This window comes from Sphingobacterium sp. UBA5670 (assembly GCF_002420705.1).
Lineage (GTDB): Bacteria > Bacteroidota > Bacteroidia > Sphingobacteriales > Sphingobacteriaceae > Sphingobacterium.
Map to the genome: position 1 here is coordinate 53,116 of NZ_DIIM01000019.1, position 19,407 is coordinate 72,522.

At 38.6% G+C, this 19,407-nt stretch carries 15 protein-coding genes; 9 read left to right on the forward strand and 6 right to left on the reverse strand.

All coding sequences use genetic code 11. The features are described from left to right. Positions 1–103 precede the first annotated feature (103 nt). On the reverse strand, positions 104–793 hold the full coding sequence (locus tag B3C94_RS16210; RefSeq protein WP_172840643.1) for a response regulator transcription factor: 690 nt from the start codon (positions 791–793) through the stop codon (positions 104–106). 102 nt (positions 794–895) lie between these two features. Then, entirely contained in the window at positions 896–2,728 is a 1,833-nt protein-coding gene (locus B3C94_RS16215) for a sensor histidine kinase (RefSeq protein ID WP_293905498.1), read from the reverse strand. 450 nt (positions 2,729–3,178) lie between these two features. Between B3C94_RS16215 and B3C94_RS16220 the strand changes: the two genes are divergently transcribed. Next, positions 3,179–3,508, forward strand: a complete 330-nt coding sequence (locus tag B3C94_RS16220) for a hypothetical protein (protein WP_293905500.1) — start codon at positions 3,179–3,181, stop codon at positions 3,506–3,508. A gap of 44 nt (positions 3,509–3,552) precedes the next feature. Here B3C94_RS16220 and pyk read toward each other — a convergent pair whose 3' ends face one another. Then, complete coding sequence (pyk, locus tag B3C94_RS16225; protein WP_293905502.1) at positions 3,553–4,980, reverse strand: pyruvate kinase; 1,428 nt, start codon at positions 4,978–4,980, stop codon at positions 3,553–3,555. Between the two features lie 134 nt (positions 4,981–5,114). Continuing rightward, entirely contained in the window at positions 5,115–5,609 is a 495-nt protein-coding gene (locus B3C94_RS16230) for an IPExxxVDY family protein (RefSeq protein WP_293905504.1), read from the reverse strand. Positions 5,610–5,896: 287 nt separating this feature from the next. On the opposite strand from B3C94_RS16230, the gene B3C94_RS16235 reads away from it, so the two are divergent. The 8 genes from B3C94_RS16235 (at position 5,897) to B3C94_RS16270 (ending at position 14,596) form a co-directional block, all read left to right on the forward strand. After that, entirely contained in the window at positions 5,897–6,133 is a 237-nt protein-coding gene (locus tag B3C94_RS16235; protein ID WP_028070665.1) for an acyl carrier protein, read from the forward strand. A gap of 27 nt (positions 6,134–6,160) precedes the next feature. Then, on the forward strand, positions 6,161–7,414 hold the full coding sequence (gene fabF, locus B3C94_RS16240) for a beta-ketoacyl-ACP synthase II (protein ID WP_293905506.1): 1,254 nt from the start codon (positions 6,161–6,163) through the stop codon (positions 7,412–7,414). An 84-nt stretch (positions 7,415–7,498) separates the two neighbouring features. After that, positions 7,499–8,239, forward strand: a complete 741-nt coding sequence (rnc, locus tag B3C94_RS16245) for a ribonuclease III (RefSeq protein WP_293905508.1) — start codon at positions 7,499–7,501, stop codon at positions 8,237–8,239. A 24-nt stretch (positions 8,240–8,263) separates the two neighbouring features. Beyond that, positions 8,264–9,646: a histidine--tRNA ligase gene (gene hisS, locus B3C94_RS16250; RefSeq protein ID WP_293905510.1), complete on the forward strand. Its 1,383-nt coding sequence runs from the start codon at positions 8,264–8,266 to the stop codon at positions 9,644–9,646. 242 nt (positions 9,647–9,888) lie between these two features. Continuing rightward, complete coding sequence (gene pdhA, locus B3C94_RS16255) at positions 9,889–10,884, forward strand: pyruvate dehydrogenase (acetyl-transferring) E1 component subunit alpha (protein WP_046674850.1); 996 nt, start codon at positions 9,889–9,891, stop codon at positions 10,882–10,884. A 29-nt stretch (positions 10,885–10,913) separates the two neighbouring features. Then, positions 10,914–12,545 carry a pyruvate dehydrogenase complex dihydrolipoamide acetyltransferase gene (locus tag B3C94_RS16260; RefSeq protein WP_293905513.1) on the forward strand — a complete coding sequence of 544 codons (1,632 nt, stop codon included), beginning with the start codon at positions 10,914–10,916 and terminating at the stop codon, positions 12,543–12,545. Between the two features lie 378 nt (positions 12,546–12,923). Then, positions 12,924–14,114 (forward strand): serine hydrolase domain-containing protein, encoded by a 1,191-nt coding sequence (locus B3C94_RS16265; RefSeq protein ID WP_293905515.1) that lies wholly within the window; start codon positions 12,924–12,926, stop codon positions 14,112–14,114. A gap of 122 nt (positions 14,115–14,236) precedes the next feature. Then, a complete protein-coding gene (locus tag B3C94_RS16270; protein ID WP_293905517.1) occupies positions 14,237–14,596 on the forward strand; it encodes a CoA-binding protein in 360 nt (119 codons plus the stop codon). Here the strand turns inward: B3C94_RS16270 and B3C94_RS16275 are convergent. Both B3C94_RS16275 and B3C94_RS16280 read right to left on the reverse strand, forming a co-directional pair. After that, positions 14,593–15,843 carry an ROK family transcriptional regulator gene (locus B3C94_RS16275; protein WP_293905519.1) on the reverse strand — a complete coding sequence of 417 codons (1,251 nt, stop codon included), beginning with the start codon at positions 15,841–15,843 and terminating at the stop codon, positions 14,593–14,595. The genes B3C94_RS16270 and B3C94_RS16275 overlap by 4 nt on opposite strands. 150 nt (positions 15,844–15,993) lie before the next feature. After that, positions 15,994–19,395, reverse strand: a complete 3,402-nt coding sequence (locus tag B3C94_RS16280) for a family 16 glycoside hydrolase (protein ID WP_293905522.1) — start codon at positions 19,393–19,395, stop codon at positions 15,994–15,996. Positions 19,396–19,407: the final 12 nt, after the last annotated feature.

A 19,407-nucleotide genomic window follows, 5' to 3' on the forward strand; every position in this document is an offset into this window, starting at 1 on the left:
GTTTTGTTCTTTTATTTTCATCCAAGAATTTGTGTATGTCATGCTCCAATACGCTTTGTAGCATAAAAAAGGGAAATGACTGTATTTCTCATTCCCCTTTTTTTTAGCTCACCAAAAGTTTGTAACCTTTTCCGTGCACGTTGACAATTTCAACTTTACTGTCTTCTTTTAGATATTTACGAAGTTTACTGAGAAATACATCCATGCTTCTACCTGTAAAGTAGTTATCATCATGCCATATTTTTAATAGGGCCTCTTCTCGAGTCAGAACATCATTTTTCTTTAAACAAAGTAGGCGAAGTAGTTCGGCTTCTTTCGTCGATAGTTTTTGCATTTGTCCTTTGTAGGAGATCTGCTGACTTGTATAATCGAAGAAATAATCGCCTATTTCAAATTTATCAGCAACCACTTCCTCCTCCTTGTCCCGAACACTGCGTTTTAGCAATGCATTGATGCGGAGCAATAGTTCTTCCACTCTAAAAGGCTTGGTGATATAATCATCACCGCCCAGTTCAAAGGCTTCGGTTTTATCTTCCATCATCCCCTTTGCAGTGGCAAAGATAATGGGAACCGTATTATTTGTTTTTCTGATCTCACGTCCAACTGTAAATCCGTCTTTTTTTGGCATCATGACATCGAAAATACAGAGGTCGTAGTTATTTTTTTTGAATTGAGAAATCGCTTCATCTCCATCCGTGCATAATGTGACGTCAAATTTTCCCTTTAATTCGAGATAGTCTTTTAAAAGATCCCCCAAATTAGGATCATCTTCTGCTAATAATATCTTTTGCATAATGAATATATTAATTTTCACCAATGTCCCTTGATGCTGATAAATCAGCTTTCCTCAACCTTTGAAATTTTTTAAAGAGGAAATATACAAAAAAGGAACGTTTTATTTTTTAATAGGCAAAATTACTTCAAAGGTCGTGCCCTTATCTTTTTCACTTTTAACTGTTATTTTTCCGTTAAGCCTTCTCAGGATGTCCTGTACATAACTTAAACCAAGGCCAAATCCTTTGACGTTATGAACATTCCCGGTCGGGATGCGGTAAAACTGATCGAAAATCTTTTGAAGGTGATCACGACTCATCCCAATACCGTTGTCAGCTATGGTAACGACTATAGTATCGCCAACATTTTTTGAATTAATGTTGACATGCAAATCACCTTTACTGTACTTGATTGCATTGTCGAGTAGATTGTAAAATACATTCGAAAAATGCAGTTCATCACCGATAACAATATCCTTGGTAGCAGCAAGGTCTATACTGAATTTCCCGCCAATATTTTGCATACGTAGCTGCATGCTGTCTGTTACGGCAGAAACCAGATCATTGATGTGTACCTCTACCTGATCGAGTTTTAGGGTTTCTTTTTCTAGTCTTGCTAAGTCGAGTACCCGTTCAATATGATTCCCCAGCCTAACATTTTCATCGTAGATGATATTGGCCAATTTTTGAACGCGTTTATGGTCTGCATTGATATCAGGATCTTTTAGCGATTCACTGGCAATCATGATTGTTGCGACAGGCGTTTTAAACTCATGGGTCATGTTGTTGATGAAATCTGTTTTCATCTCGGAAACTTTCTTTTGTCTGAAGATGATAATCAGGGTATAGGCAAAACAACCTACCAATAAGAAAAGCAATGCCAGCATAGGTAGTAGCAAATAGCCCATATTATCTGCGATTATTGCCTTTTTATTGGGGAAGTAAATCGTTAATTTTCCGGGTGCAGCGCCTATATCGCCTTTAAAAAGAGCAGTAGAGTATTTTGTTGTGTTTGTCGGGTTATTTAAGGTTGCTTCGTTTAGGATATTATTGAGTAATATATTGTTGGTGCTCCATATTTCAATGTTAAAAGGAGCTTTAATATCGCGTTGGGCCAACTCATCCTTGATCAGCTCCTGTACGATGATGACGTTCAATCGGTCTTTTAACGGTCGTTTAGCCAATTCCATTCCGATAGCGACATCTTCAATGTAATCTGCTTTTTTACCTCCCAGCATGGCTACTGAGTCGTATACATTGAAACCGCTCCAAGAGTTCTTCCGGTTAAGAACGTCCAATCTTTTTTCTAGATCAGAAATTGTTTTCGCAAGTTTCGCATTCTCTCTTGGTGGTAATGTGGCTACCCTGAATTTCGTTTGTTGATTGACCAAGGGATCCATCAAGGGGATAACAAACCGTGTGCTGTCGTCTTTTCCACTAATCTGATCATCTACCTTTGACGCATTTAACATGATAAAGGCTTGTACCAGATTGTCGTCGGTAAGTTCATTTGAAACAGAAAATTTGATGTATTTCTGGTACTCTGGTCTTTTAATGTATGTCTCGTAAAATGAATTTTTGATTTCAATTACATTAGGATACAAAGCGCGTAGTTGATCTTCTTGCTCCTTGAAGTTGGAGAAAACAGTATGCTGTTTGTTCTTCAACTCTTCAATTCTGTATTGAATTTCGAGTTGCTCGGCCAAAAGGCGTTGTTTCGCTTGTTCTTGTTTGGATTTTTCGATATTACGCTCTTGCTGAACTTTAGCGAAGTCAACAACTTCCCGTCGTTCGAGTTTTCCGGCAACTGCTGTAATTGCAGCATTGACAGACTCGTCAAATAATTGGGATTTTTGACGATAAGAATCCCTCAGAAAATAGAATTGCATTGCCAATACGCCGATTAGGGCTAGTGACATGAGTCCAATGATTAATACAATGCTATTTTTCTTCATAAGAATAGGATATTAAATAAATGTGTTTTGATCGTATCACAAAGTTTATAGCACTCAGTTTGTTGTTTACCATTTGTGCCTGCATGCCTTCTGCCATTCTAAGAGTCATAAGGGTGCAATAGCTCATTTTCTTAAATTGTTACAAATATAAAGATGCTGATGTGTTTTGAAGCCGTTTTAACAATGTTTAACAGCAATCAGTTTAAATATAGGTGTTGTTGTTCGTAAATTAGTGTGTTGTGATGAGTTATGCCACGAATTTGACTATAGTAGTTGATTTTTAATTGATGCCATGGGACTGGACTGATGAATGAACTAGCTAGTGAATTGATGAGTAGATGCGCGCTATATTGTTGAATGCGATTTAAAATAATCAGGAATGAATAAGCGGAGTGTTTACGTTTGCTTATACTTATATCGATTTAGATACTCTTAAATAACGATTTACAGATGAAAAGTTACGTATTATTACTGACATTGGTTTCGTTAGGAACCGTCGCTTTGGGGCAGGTAAAGGTAAAACCACAGATTCCTTTAATTGAGGAAAAAGAATCAAAAATGCCTATTTTTAAATTAGATTCGGCAGATGAAAAGTATCGTATGCCCGTTAAAAAATTAAAGCGAATGGACGGTCTAGCTCCTATGCCGGGAACAGAAAAGATGCCTAAAGGAAGTGAAAAAACAGATAGCCCTCAATTTAGGTTATTGGAAGATTCATTGAAGGTGAAGGACTTTAAATTAAAAATAGACTCCCTGTATCCAAAGAAGCGAAAAAAATAGCGTTCTATTTAGAACGCTATTTTTTTTGCTTAATCTTATGTTTCCTATAACTGAGAAACGCGGATTGTATTTGTTTTACCTTTTTCAATTAACGGAGTAGAAGCCGTATTGATTATAATTGAGCCTGGTTTAACGTAGTTGTTTTTTACAATAAACTTGTTTACATCATGGATAGATCCATCTGTGCTTTCGAACTTGTCATAGATAAAGGTTTTTACACCCCAAAGTAGGCTTAATTGTTTCAAAAGTTTTTGTGTTCCTGTGAAAACTAAGATATCTACATTTGGTCTATAGCTAGTAATTTCAAATGCTGTTGCTCCAGATGAGGTCAATACAGCAATTGCTGAGGCATTTGTTTTTTGAGCAAGGTAAACCGAAGAAGCGCAAATAGCATCCGGAATAAGCGTTCCATCGTGAATTTCACTAACTTTCTCATTATAATAAGGATAAGAAGTTTGTTCCACGTGGATAATAATTTTGCTCATTGTTTCGATAACGATTTCTGGAAATTCACCGACAGAAGTCTCTCCACTTAGCATCACGGCATCTGCTCCATCTAATACCGAATTAGCTACGTCATTTACTTCAGCACGTGTAGGACGAGGTGTTGTGATCATGCTTTCCAACATCTGTGTTGCAATGATAACAGGTTTTGAAAGATCTCTACATTTTTGCACGATAATCTTTTGAAGTCCTGGAACTTCTTCCATTGGAAGTTCAACTCCTAGGTCTCCACGGGCAACCATAACGGCATCCGTCGCTTCGATGATTGCATCAATATTTTCAATCGCTTCTGGTTTTTCTACTTTCGCTATTACGCGTGCATGACTTCCTTTTGAAGCAATGATTTCTTTACATTGTGCAATATCATCTGCCGAACGAACAAATGACATCGCGATCCAGTCAGCACCGTGATCCAATGCGAAGTTCAGGTTGTCTAAATCTTCTTCAGTCAATGAAGGGATAGATACTTTGGTGTTTGGTAAATTAACGCCTTTACGCGAAGTAAGGACTCCGCCGTGTACTACTTCACAAGTTACGGTATCTTTATGGTTTGTCTCTAAAACACGAAGTTGAAGTTTTCCGTCGTCAAGTAAAATGATTTCGTTGGCTTCAACATCGTTTGGAAAGTTTTCGTATGTAATGTAGATTCTGTTTTCGTCGCCGATCAGTTCGTGTGTTGTTATTTCTACTTTTGAACCGTTTACGAGGATAGCACCACCTTCTTTCATTTTTCCGATCCTGATTTTTGGACCTTGTAAATCTGCTAAGATGGCAACATTGAATCCTGTTTCATTATTAATTGCATTTATAGTTTCGATTACCTTAAGGTGATCTGCCTGGCTGCCATGAGAGAAATTCAACCGACACACATCAACCCCTTTAGCAATCATGTTGGTCAAAACTTGTTTGTCTGCCGAGGCAGGGCCTAATGTTGCGACAATTTTAGTCCTTTTTTGAACTTTTTCCATCTGTTATTTTGTATTTTAAATGTTCTTCATTAATCACAACAAATAGCGCGCTATATTGTTGTGTTTTGTCAAAACTAAATCGAATTAATTTAGATCTAAACCGGAGTGTATTTGCTACACTAACCTACAGTTCGCTAAAATATGAGATTTTCTTTAGATTTCAATATTTTTGGTGATATTTCTTTTGCAATGACGACTTCGGGTAATTTGCTGATCCTTTTGATAATATGCTCCACGTCATCTTCGCAGATGTAGTTTTTGATGATGATAAAAAAATCAAAGTGTGGGTTTTCGGGAATTAGATAAGTTCCTTCAATGCTCTTATTGTTAATCAGGAAATATTCTGTGTCTGCATCGGGGATAAGATAATGAAAAGCAGTGAAGTGATAGCTTATTTTTTTCTTTGCATCAAAGATAATGTGATATTCAAGCTCTTCTTCGGATTTGTTTTTTTGTCGGCCATCATGGTCATATTTGCTTTCTTTTCCCCTGGAAAAATTCAGATTAGTCTCCTTATTGATGAAATGGCAGAGTCGGTAATCTTTCAAGGAACAGGTAATGGCAAGTAGGGTGAAATCCAACTCTTCGTCCATGTCCATGTCTAATCTTGCTACTAACTTATTGACCACTTTAATGCTTAAATATATGTTCGTCTGCTAACGAAGGTACTAATAATTTTAAGGTAGGAATATACTTTTTGTGTAAAATTTGAGTTAATTAGCTGAGCGTTTGGAATACAAAATATTTTTTGTTATACTTGAACTAAGTTAATATAGAGTGGGTTAGCTAGTATAAGACGCGAATAAGTTCGGTCGCCTAATATGGTGACTTTCATCTAAATATCAATTTAGGTTTGAATTTTGATGAAATTTATTTTTCTTTGCACAGATTTATTAAACAATTAAACTATAAAATCATGTCAGATATCGCTTCAAGAGTAAAAGCAATTATCGTTGAAAAATTAGGTGTTGACGAAAACGAAGTAACACCAGAAGCTTCATTCACTAATGATTTAGGTGCTGATTCACTTGACACTGTTGAGTTGATCATGGAGTTTGAAAAAGAATTCAACGTTGCTATTCCTGATGATCAAGCAGAGACTATTGGTACTGTTGGTCAAGCAATCGCTTATTTAGAAAAAAACGTTAACTAACTAATTTAATTAGGCTAATCGTAATAAATGGAGCTTAAAAGAGTAGTAGTAACAGGATTAGGCGCCCTTACACCAATTGGTAATACCGTCTCGGCTTATTGGGAGGGGTTAATAAATGGTGTAAGCGGAGCTGCTCCTATTACGCATTTTGATGCGTCAAAATTCAAGACTCAGTTTGCGTGTGAGGTAAAGGGGTTTGATCCGCATGAATTTATGGATCGTAAGGAAGCTCGTAAAGTCGATCCTTTTGTACAGTATGCAATTGCGTCAACGGATGAGGCAATTAAAGATGCTGGCTTAGATTTTGAAAAATTAGATACGAATCGTATCGGAGTAATTTGGGGTTCAGGAATCGGAGGTTTAACAACCTTTACTGAAGAAGTTGCAAATTTTGCAAAGGGAGATGGGACACCTCGTTTCAATCCTTTCTTTATTCCTAAAATGCTCGTTGATATTGCTCCAGGACATATTTCAATGCGTCATGGCCTTCGTGGTCCTAACTTTTCTGCGGTATCGGCTTGCGCGTCAGCTACCAATGCAATGATAGATGCTTTCAACTATATTCGTATGGGTAAAGCAGACGTGATTGTTACGGGTGGATCGGAGGCGACAGTCAATGAAGCCGGAATAGGAGGGTTCAACGCTATGCATGCTTTGTCAACCAGAAATGATGATCCTAAAACAGCCTCGCGTCCTTTTGATAAAGATAGAGATGGTTTTGTTTCAGGTGAAGGTTCGGGTGCTTTGATTTTGGAAAGTTTGGAACATGCTTTAGCACGTGGAGCAAAAATCTATGCAGAGATTGCTGGTGGTGGCATGAGTGCTGATGCACATCATATCACGGCATCACATCCTGAAGGTTTGGGCGCAAAATTAGCCATGACAATGGCTGTTAATGACGCGGGCTTGAATTTCTCGGACATTGATTATATCAATGTTCATGGAACTTCTACACCAGTTGGTGATATTAGTGAAACTAAAGCCATTGTTGATTTATTTGGCGACCATGCTTATAAATTGAATATCAGTTCAACAAAATCAATGACTGGACACCTTTTGGGCGCCGCAGGTGCAATTGAAGCAATTGCTTCAATACTTGCTGTTCAAAATGATATTGTCCCTCCGACAATCAATCACTTTACAGACGATCCGGAAATTGATAATAACTTGAATTTTACATTCAACAAAGCGCAAAAACGTACTGTTAATGCTGCGTTGAGCAACACATTTGGTTTCGGTGGGCATAATGCTACCGTTATTGTGAAAAAATATAAAGCTTAATGTTTGATCCTTCAAACATGGTTTGATAATATGAGCTAGCGACAGGTTCTTTAACTAGGACTTGTCGCCTTATTTTTAGAAGAGATGCCTTTTGCAAGGATATATAAATTATATTTTTCGCCAGATCGGGAATACGTTAGAAAACTAAAAAACCTGCTTGGATTTGTTCCTGGAAATGTACATCTGTACAAAATGGCGTTTAGACATAAGTCTGTCGCCGTTACCATCAAAGAGGGGGCAAAAAATAGCAACGAACGTTTAGAATTCTTGGGTGATGCCGTTTTGGGTTCGGTTGTCGCTGAACTCTTATTTAAAAAGTATCCGTATAAAGACGAGGGGTTTTTGACTGAAATGCGTTCCAAGATTGTCAGTAGAGCAAACTTAAACCAGCTTTCCCGAAAATTGGGATTTAATGAGCTTATTCAGTTTGATGCGCGAATGATCAGTTTTCCCAATAAACAGGGATCGTTATTGGGCGATGCTTTCGAAGCATTAATAGGCGCAGTTTATCTCGATAAGGGGTATGTCTTTACAAAGAGCTTTTTACTTAACAGAATCATCAAACCACACGTCGACATTCATCTCCTGGAACAGACTGAAACGAACTTCAAAAGTAGGTTGATAGAATGGTGTCAGCATACGGGCAAAGAGATCGTATTTCAACAAACAGACAATCCGGAAGGGGAGTCTTCTAAAATGTTTAGTATTGAAGCGGTCGTTGATGGTGTCGTATGTGGGCTCGGACGTGATTTCAATAAAAAGTCTGCAGAGAAATCCGCAGCCGAAAAAGCCTGTGAATTCCTTAAAATTCTGGAAGTAGAATAAAGGATTTTATTAACTTTGCCAAATATGGCAGTAGTAAAACCTTCTTTGGCAAAAGGAACGCGTGATTTTTCGCCTTCCGAAATGATCAAACGCAATTATATTTTCGATACACTGAAAACGGTATTCAGAAAATATGGCTATAATGAAATACAGACCCCTTCATTTGAAAATTTAACAACTCTTACCGGTAAATACGGCGATGAGGGTGATAAATTGATCTTTAAGATCCTTAATTCGGGTGATTATTTGGCAAAAGCGCCAGATAGTCTGCTTCAGGATAAAAATTCGAATAAACTCATTCCGCATATATCAGAGAAAGCACTAAGGTATGACCTTACTGTGCCTTTTGCACGTTATGTTGTAATGCACCAAAATGATATTGCTTTACCATTTAAGCGTTTTCAGGTACAGCCGGTTTGGCGAGCTGATAAGCCGCAAAGAGGCCGTTACCGAGAATTTTACCAATGTGATGTTGATGTGGTTGGGTCTGAAAGTTTATTGAACGAAGCGGAGTTTATTCTGATTTATCAAGAGGCCTTCGAACGTTTTGGACTGAAAGATTTTAATATCAAAATCAACAACCGGAAGATTCTTTCGGGTATTGCTGAAATTATCGGAAAGCCAGAGCTTATAATTGATATGACAGTAGCGATTGATAAATTGGATAAAATTGGTTTGGACGGTGTCAACAAAGAATTGTTGCAAAGAGGCTTTACAGAAGCGGATCTTGCTATTTTGAAACCTATTATTTTATTGGAGGGATCAAATGATGTAAAACTCGCTGCATTAAAAACAATTTTATCAACTTCAGCTGTTGGTCTAAATGGTATTGCTGAGATCGAAGAGGTATTTGATTATGTGTCTAAGTTAGGTGCAGATGAAAAATTACTGAAGCAGATCATTGATCTTGATATTACTTTGGCTCGTGGCCTTAATTATTATACGGGTTGTATTTTTGAGGTTAAGACAAATGAAGTTGCCATGGGAAGTATCGGTGGCGGAGGCCGCTACGATGACCTTACAGGTATGTTTGGTCTGAAGGGGCTGACTGGTGTTGGTGTCTCTTTTGGTGCCGACCGTATTTATGATGTCTTAGAAGAGTTAAATCTGTTCCCTGTGGGTAAAGCAGATTCTACCAAACTCCTGATTATAAATTTTGATAAGCAACTGGAAGGTTATACCCTAAGTTTATTGAATAAGCTCCGGAAGGAAAATATCGCTTCTGAACTCTATGCTTCTCCTGTAAAGTTGAAAAAGCAGATGGGATATGCGGATGGTAAAGGGATTTCTTATGTATTGTTAGTGGGGGAAGAAGAGGCATCATCGGGACAATTATCTTTAAAGGACATGGAAAGTGGTGAACAGATTAAGGTGACTGAAAGTGAGTTGATCCAAAAACTTCGATAACAAACAGTTTGTATAAAATAGATTAAGCCAAATGATTATTAAGTCCTTTGGCTTTTTTATTTCATAAGTTTTTGATTTATTTGATTGTGCCGTTCATTTATTTGTAAACAAATGCTATATACTTTAAATCAAATGTCTTAGAAGTGTCTTAAAGTGTAAATAAAATTGATTTTTGGACAAGGAAATTCGTCCAAAATTATTAGATTTGTAGTCTAGAATAGTAAGAAAATCAAAACTTTGAAATGAGTTCAACACCTATAACAAAAGAGACATATTTGGAGTGGTATAAGTCGATGTTACTTATGCGTAAGTTTGAAGAAAAAGCAGGTCAACTTTACGGACAGCAAAAGATTCGTGGTTTCTGTCACTTGTACATAGGACAAGAGGCGGTTGTTGCTGGAACGATGTCGGTTATCAAACCTGAGGATTCTTTAATCACTGCTTATCGTGATCACGCCCACGCTTTGGCTAAAGGCGTTTCTGCAAATGCTTGTATGGCTGAATTATATGGAAAGATCACTGGTTGTTCAAAAGGTAAGGGGGGGTCTATGCACTTCTTCTCCAAAGAACATAAATTCATGGGTGGCCATGGTATTGTTGGTGGTCAAATTCCTTTAGGTGCTGGTATCGCATTTGCTGAAAAATATCTTGGTACAGATAATGTAAACATCTGTTATATGGGCGATGGAGCTGTTCGTCAAGGCGCATTCAATGAGACCCTTAACATGGCGATGTTGTGGAAGCTTCCTGTTATTTTTGTATGTGAAAACAACGGTTATGCAATGGGTACTTCTGTACAACGTACAACCAACATGCAGGATATATACAAAATGGGCTTAGGTTTTGATATGCCTTCTGCTCCAGTTGACGGAATGGATGTGGTTGCTGTACACAATGCAATGGACGAAGCTGTTCAACGTGCACGTGCGGGAGAGGGACCAACATTCCTTGAAATTCGTACTTACCGTTACAAAGGACACTCGATGTCTGACCCAGCTAAATACCGTACTAAAGAAGAATTAGAAGCATATAAAGACCGCGATCCATTGTTGTCAACTAAACATGCTATTTTAGAAAACAACTATGCGGATGACGCTTGGTTTGCAGAAGTTGAGGCTGATGTGAAAAAAGTAGTTGAGGAGTCGGTGAAGTTTGCAGAGGAGTCTCCTTATCCAACTGCAGATGAATTGTACAAAGATGTATATGTACAACAAGACTATCCATTTATTTTAGATTAATACTCTTTAACTTGATAATATAATAAAGAATGGCTGAAGTAGTAAGAATGCCCAAAATGAGCGATACAATGACCGAAGGGGTCATCGCAAAGTGGCACAAAAAAGTTGGTGATAAAGTAAATTCTGGTGATTTGGTAGCTGAGATTGAAACAGATAAAGCTACAATGGACTTTGAGTCTTACCAAGAAGGAACTCTTTTATATATTGGTCCTAAAGAAGGCGAAGCAGTGGCTATTGATGCTGTTATTGCTGTTTTAGGTGAACCGGGTGAAGATTTTCAAGCATTGTTGAGTGGCGACGCTCCTGCTGCTGAAAAAGCACCAGAGAAAACTGAAGAAAAGAAAGCAGAAGAAGTTTCTGGTTCAGAATCTTCGGCTAGTACTGTAACTCCTGAAGAATTGGGATGTACAGTGATTACTATGCCGTTGTTGAGTGATACCATGAAAGAAGGTGTCATTGCACAATGGAACTTCAAAGTTGGTGATACAATCAAATCTGACGATGCTATTGCCGATGTAGAAACGGATAAAGCGACAATGGAAGTTACAGCTTATGCTGACGGTACATTGTTATATGTTGGTCTTGAAGCTGGACAAGCTGCAAAAGTTAACGACATCATCGCGATCGTCGGTCCTGCTGGAACTGACATCACACCTTTGCTAAATCAAAAATCTGCACCGGCAAAGACAGAAACTGCTGAAGCTCCTAAAGCTGATTCAGCTGCTGCTGTCACTGCCGCACCGGTAGCATCGACTTCAAGCGATGATGCTCGCGTGAAAGCATCTCCTTTGGCGCGTAAAATTGCGCAAGAAAAAGGGATCAACTTAAGTGATATCAAAGGTTCTGCTGATGGTGGTCGTATTGTGAAGAAAGACGTTGAATCATTTGTTCCTGCTGCTGCACAACCTGCGGAGACAAAAGCTGCAGCTGCTCCTGCAACAGAAGCAAAAGCGATCACTTTACCTACATTTGTTGGTGAAGAGCGTTATACTGAAAAACCAGTTAACCAAATGCGTAAAACTATTGCACGTCGTCTAGCAGAGTCATTGTTTACAGCTCCACACTTCTATTTGACTGTATCTATTGACATGGACAATGCAATGGCTGCTCGTGCTCAAATCAATGAGGTTGCTCCGGTAAAAGTTTCTTTCAATGATATCGTTGTAAAAGCTGTCGCTGTTGCTTTGAAAAAGCATCCTGCAGTAAACTCTTCATGGCAAGGTGATAAAATCCGTTTCAATGAGCATACCAACATCGGTGTTGCAATGGCTGTTGAGGATGGTTTATTAGTTCCTGTTGTACGTTTTGCAGATGGTAAATCATTATCACACATCTCTGCGGAGGTGAAGGATTTCGCTCAGAAAGCGAAAGCTAAAAAATTACAGCCTGCAGATTGGGAAGGGTCTACATTTACAGTATCTAATTTAGGTATGTTTGGAATTGACGAATTTACATCCATTATCAACTCTCCGGATGGAGCTATCCTTTCTGTAGGAGCTATTCAGGCAGTTCCTGTTGTTAAAAATGGTGCTGTAGTTCCGGGTAATGTAATGAAAGTAACATTGGGCTGTGACCACCGTGTGGTGGATGGCGCAACTGGTGCTGCATTTTTACAGACTTTAAAATCTTTGGTTGAAAACCCAGTCAGATTATTAGCATAATCCTTTAAAGGAAAATTAAAAGCCACTTTAGCAATAAAGTGGCTTTTTTTGTGTTCTTAATTCTTTGAGTTCACAACGCTAAAAAAATTGGTCCTAATAGATACAGCCGTTATTAGTTGGTTTGACCCACGTGCGTTTTGTGTTTCTTACAGGGAAACCGAAATTATCAGTAGAAAAGGTAACATATACGATGAATATCAATTATTGTGGTGAAAAATTCGTTTTTTTATACTAAAATCTTCATTTTAGCATTATTATCAGTATGCTGGTCCTTCTATTACGAGCTTTAATAATTTGATATTATTTAGGGAAAAGAAAATAGGGGGTATTTATTGATATACAATACAGAAAACACAAAAATCCGGGAGACATAGCATAGTGAAATTATTTTTTTTAAAGGGAATGGTCGCTCTTTTGATGGTATCTACAGTGGCTTGTAGTTCAAAAGAGAAAAAACAGAAGGAAGCAGCAATAGCGCAGGCAAAAGTAGATAGCACAAGACTCGTCTATAATCCAAATAATGCAGATCAGAAAATCGATGCTTTTATGAAAAATCTTCATTCGAAAGCCGCATTCAATGGAAATGTTCTTGTTGCTAAAGATGGAAAAATCTTATATCAGAACACATTCGGTTGGGCCAATTACTTAAAGCGGGATAGCCTAAAAATAGATGACAAATTTGAACTTGCTTCGGTTTCTAAACCACTTACAGCTGTCGGTATTTTAAAATTAGTGGAGGCAGGAAAGCTACGCCTTGATCAAACGATCAATGACTTCTATCCAGATTTTCCTTATCCTGGTATTACCATAAAAATGTTATTGACACATCGTTCGGGATTACCCAATTACGTTTATTTTTCGGAGGCACATTGGCCCGATCGTAAGAAAGGAATGACGAATCAGGATGTGATGAAAATGCTGACTGAATTTAAGCCCAATCGGTATGGTGCGCCTGGAGGCCGTTTCTTTTACAATAACTCGAACTTTATGGTCCTGGGGGCCATTATTGAAAAGATATCCAAACAAGATTACGCTACTTATATGAAAGATAGTGTATTCAATGTTGCAGGGATGACAAACACCGCTGCACTCTCCAAGGCAGTCTATGATAAAATCCCGACTAACGTCATTGGGCATGATAAAGTATGGCGAAGATCAGTCGTACAAAATTTTCAGGATGGGCCACTTGGCGACAAAGGAATTTATAGTACTGTGCGTGACCTCTATCGTTTTGACTTGGCGCTGAGAGATGGACGATTGTTGAAACAGTCCACATTGGATTCCGCATATCGAGGATATCCTGATGCGAAAAAAGGAATTTTTAGCTATGGCTACGGCTGGCGAACATTTGAGCATGGCAACGATCATATCGTATACCATACCGGTTGGTGGCACGGTTTTAGACATATCTATGTGAGAGATTTAAAGAGAAACATTGTTATCGTTTTACTTTCTAATATGACAAACGGAAGCTTGGTTAAGCTGGACGAGCTTTATAAAATCATGGGAATGCCAGTATTACGTAAAAATGCGTATAGTAACCATGGTGATTTTATCATTGATGAATAGTTTCCGAGCGATACTTCTTTGAAAAAAACATTGTCACCTTTGTCCTTAGTTAAAATAGGGCGAAGGTGATAAAATAAATGCCGATAATAGACGGCAAAAGATGGATATAAAGGAATAAAAAGATGAAAAAAACATTGATTTTGGGAGCTAGTGCCAATCCTTCGCGTTATTCAAATAAAGCTGCAAATATGCTACATAAGCACGGGCATGAAATTGTCAATATTGGCTTGAGCGGTGGTGAAGCAGCTGGAGCCCCAATTGAAAAGAAAGCTGAGGTATACGCCAATATTGATACCGTGACGATGTATCTCAGTGAGCCTAATCAGAAGGAATATTACGATTACATATTAGCAACTAAGCCGAAAAGAATTATATTTAATCCTGGTGCGGAGAATGCTGAATTAGAACAACTCGCTACGGAACATGGTATTAAGACAGAAAGAGCCTGTACTCTTGTCTTGTTGAGTACAGGGCAATTTTAGATTTTGGATTTCCGAAGCAATTCGACTGACAGATACTTTGTGATAAAATAATTTGTCAGCCCCACAGTATTGCTGTCGAGATTTAAACTTGACACTTTTATGTCACAATGTTCCTTCAATATGGCCATGGTATAGGAATTTATGGCCTGCTGTATTGGAATGGTGATCAATTCATTTGCTTTCGCAATTTTTCCACCCAACACGATCAATTCGGGGTTGAGTAGCTGTATTAAAGATGCAAATGCTTTTCCTAGATTCGTGCCTAGTTTTGAAATCTGATTTATTGCAAACTGATCACCTTTATTTGCCGCTTCAATAATATGTGTCGGTGTTAAATGTTGTAATTCTTCTGGCTGCAATTCATTTAATTTAGTCAGCTCACCTTTTTGAATTTCCTGTTTGGCATTGTTGACCAAAGCTATTCCAGAAGCCACGGTTTCCAGGCAGCCTCTTTTGCCACAGTAGCAAAGTTCACCGTTGTCGATAAAGGGCATATGTCCTACTTCGCCAGAGTAACCATCACGACCGAGATACACTTCCCCATTGGACACGATTCCTAAACCTATCCCCCAATCCATCAGGATAATCAGGCTATTTTTTGTATTTTTTGCCAATCCAAACTTCAATTCAGCATAAGCAGCGCCTTTGACGTCATTCAGTATAAAGACCGGCTTTTTATATATGCGTTCGAAATAATTGGTTATGGATTGATTGTCATCATGTAAAAATGTCTCGTTGGTACCCTCCTCAGCGTTGATAAGCCCAGGCATGCCAATAATAAGCCCTGTTAGATTCTCGATATCAACTGATTTATCGAGAAGATATTGATCGATAATTTGTGTGATAGCGAATAGATTTTCCGCATCGCGAGATAATTCATTATCCAGTTCAACAGTTTCAGCAATAAGATGCTGGTTGTTGTCCATTATGCTCATTGTGATGGAGAAACGTTGGAGCTCGATCGACAGCACCTGAAACAGTCCATCACATAGTTTATATAAATTGGGTTTACGTCCACCAATAGATTCTCCTTTGTCAAACTGACGGATAAAATCATCCTCCAGCAGTTCCGCAATGAGGCTATTCACTGTAGGTAAGCTTAGATAGAGGTTTTTTACAATGTCATTTACCGATACAGATCCTAATTCGGCTATTAATTTTATAATGGAGATTTTATTGAATAGATTTTTCTTTTCAGGCTTACTCTCCAATTTTTTGTTAATCAGTAAGTTTACGGCTTTAGTCATAAAACATTATATTTTGAAATAGAATCCTTAGGGCTTTAATTTAGCAAAAGTTTTGGATCATTTGGTTATTTTTCTCACTTGGCAAGCAAATGGGCTATTTAGCAAAAAGGGGATAAGATCCCTTATCCCCTCGAAATCTATAATCTTAGACTATTTGAGTTTTTTGACTCGAATGTCTTTGAAGAATACTTCCGTACCGTGTCCCAGAAATCCGATATGGCCAGACGTACGTTTAAGTCCAGGATGTTGTTTTCCATCCAGGGTTCCGTTTTTGCTTGCCTCTGCGATATCTGCATCTACAATGACCGTACCATTGAGCGTAACTTTGATGCGATTTCCTTTCACGACTATTTCTTCGGAGTTCCACTCACCAACTGGTTTCAAATAGCCTTTTTTGGCAGGGACAACACCGTAAATTGAACCGTGATATTGATATTGTTTCAGGTCTTTATAGACATCTGCTCCATCATCCAGCACTTGGATTTCCATTGCCTCATATGCGGCATCTCCTTCCAAAGGTGCCCGTATTCCTACACCATTGTTGGCGCCGGGAGTTAATTTGAAGTCGAAACGATAAATGAAGTCAGCGTATTCTTCTTTTGTATAAAGATTTCCACCAAATTTAGCATTTGGGTATACCCAGATATAACCTTCGTCATTGATGACATAAGCTTGGTTTTCTGTCCATTTATCGAGATTTGTTCCATCAAAAAGCACCTCAAAACCTTCTTTTTTCTCTTGATCGCTCAATTTAAAGATTTGTTTTCTCGGGAATTCCTTGATAAAGAGATCTCTGTAATAGACGACTGAACCATGTGCTTGTAACTCAATTTGTTCGGTAGGAAAAATTGATTGGTTTCTATCCCAGTAGTTTTCAAGAGGGACATTATCGGTTACCAACTGTCCATTTAACCAAACGGTGACTTTATCGTCAACCATTTTAATTTTAAACGTATTCCATTCGCCAGTTGCATTGTCAGCAACTTTCGATGGTTTGCTTTCATTTTTCTGGTTGTTATATAATCCGCCAGAGCCAACTTGGGCACCGACTCTTGTATTGGCAATATCCCAAATTTGTACTTGTGGAGTACCTCTCAAGTAAATACCGGCATCACCCTCTATGCCACCATAGTTCTCCAATTTCCAGTCTACCAGCATTTCAAAATCACCATATTTCTTTATGGTAGCCAGATTATCTCCTTTACCGCTGAATACGATTTCACCATTGGATACTGTCCAACCTTTGCGCATGATATCGTCAGCTTTAGCTTGTTCTGCCGCTAAAGTTTTCTCGTTCATCTTACTGCGTTTGATTGGATCTGCTACCAAACCTTTCCAACCACTTAGATCTTTACCATTGAATAGCGAAACATAGCCCTCTTTGATAGGCATTTCAGCGAGATAGCGAACAACGGCTTCCTTAAGGTATCCACTTTCACTACCCGATAATTTGCCGATCACCTGTTCAAGAACTTCTCTAACCTTTTTGCCATAGAACTTGTTGTCCATTGCAATGTTCATCGCTACATTGGCAGCAGTTCCGCCGAGTTGCGCATCATTCATTAAATCAGCGGCGAAAACTAAAGATTGGTATGTTCCGGTCGGTTGTAAGGCCGATAATGCTGCTTTTTTCTGATCCGCTGTTTTGGCAACACTGAATGCATCTTTCAATAACAACGTTTTTTGTTCCGGTGTATTCGAAGAAGAAGAAATAGATTTAATCAATCCCCTGTATACCGTATTGAAAAGATTATCGTCTTTTTCTGTTCTGGAAAGAGATACCAATTCTGGCAATGCGTTGGAGGAAGACCAACCAGCCAAAGACTCAATTGCTGCTGATCTTAGGCTTGTATTATTGTTATTAAGGTATGCAGTTACAGCTTTCAATGACTGTGCGTCACCAAGCCCAGCGAAAATAGGGAAATATTTAGCGGTATTTGGCGCTGCAGACTTCGCTATATTAGCGGTCAGTTTTTCAGTTAATCCTTTTGAATTTGCACTTGACTGAACCACATTGACAATGGCACGTTGTAATAGCGCAGCGGATTTATTGTCTGTTGTATTGTTTAATCTATTGAAGAGTTCTTCTAGGTCTGATTCTTGAGCTACATTGGGGAGTGCTTTGTTGACCGCTTCTTCGACAGCCGGATTTGCACTTTTTATTGCTAATACGGCTTTGGAGGACGCATTGTTGGAACGTTTACTTAAAACATCCAGCAATTGAATCTTTTTATCATCGTCTACCGTAGCAAGTGCATTGTTGACATCAGTAACGACATTTGCATCTTTAGATGATAGAATCAAAGCTTTTACCGAGTTGTTAAACTGTTGATCGGCGTTGAGAGCCTGGATTAAGGTATTGGTTTCTTTTCCCTGTGATAGTGTATTTAGTGCACTTAATCCAGCTAATTTAGTTACCGGAGACTGAGTTTTATTGACTAACGCCTGGATTAGTTTTAAGCTGCTTGCCGAACCATTGTGGGCTAAGTAGTTCAATACACTTTCTTGCACTTCAGGCGTGCCCTTGCTTGCTAAAGCAAGTAAGCTTTTTGCGTCGCTGCCCTTTCCGTATTTTCCGAGTAATTGTAAAGCAATGTTACGGTAAGCACCATTATCGCTCTTAACTGCTGCTAATAAGTTCTTTTGTTGTTTCGCTGGGTCAAGGGTTGTCAATAATTTAAGCGATGCAATTTGACCGTTGATTGATTTGGCTTTTTGGGATTCCTGGAAAAATTTGTTCAGAAACTTGATTGCATCTTGATCATGCTTGTTGTCGATCAGTGCTTGGGCATAGTCAATGCCAAGTCCAACTGCATCAAATTTGTCGTAGCTATAGCCGGCAGCATTTAATTTTTCCTGGAATAGCGATTCAGAAGCTGTGCCCCCGATTTTGCTCAACGCGATTAATGCAGTCCGTTGGAAGCCATCCGAATTATATTTTTGGGTTAATCCTAAAATGGCACTTTCGGCATTTTTATCTTTTAGATCTCCGAGCGCGGTAACTAAGGCAATAGTAGTTTTCTCTGTCGTTGACGCAGCCAAAGCTTTTTCTAATGCTGCTGTCGACTCAGGGGTACGAATAGATACAAGGGTTCTCGCTGCAGCATCGGCAAGATAATCGTTTGCCAAACAATTTGCGACAGCTGGTATAGCGGTATTATCTGCGCATTGACGTAATAGGCGTAGGGCAAAGACCTGATTTGTTGGTTCACTCAATTGTGCTAGGGATTTTGCCAATCCTTCAACAAAAACTCTTTTTTGTTGCTCTTTACCTGGTTGATTTACATAGAATGAATAGCTGTTTGCTGCAAATTCTATTGGCGCATTATTGCTACCTGGTGCTTTAAGTCCCTTGAGGAAAGTGACAACGTCGTCAGAAGAAAAGCCCTCCAGCTCATGCATGGCAAGCAAAAATTTTTCTTTTTCTTCGGCAGGCTGCTGCGCTAATACGTCTGCTATTTTTGTTGCAGTCGTTCTATTTTGTGGTTGCTGCGCGTAGGTTGCACTAGATATAAGAAGCAGTACGGTCAGCGAATTGAATATTCTTTTCATTAGGATATCTTT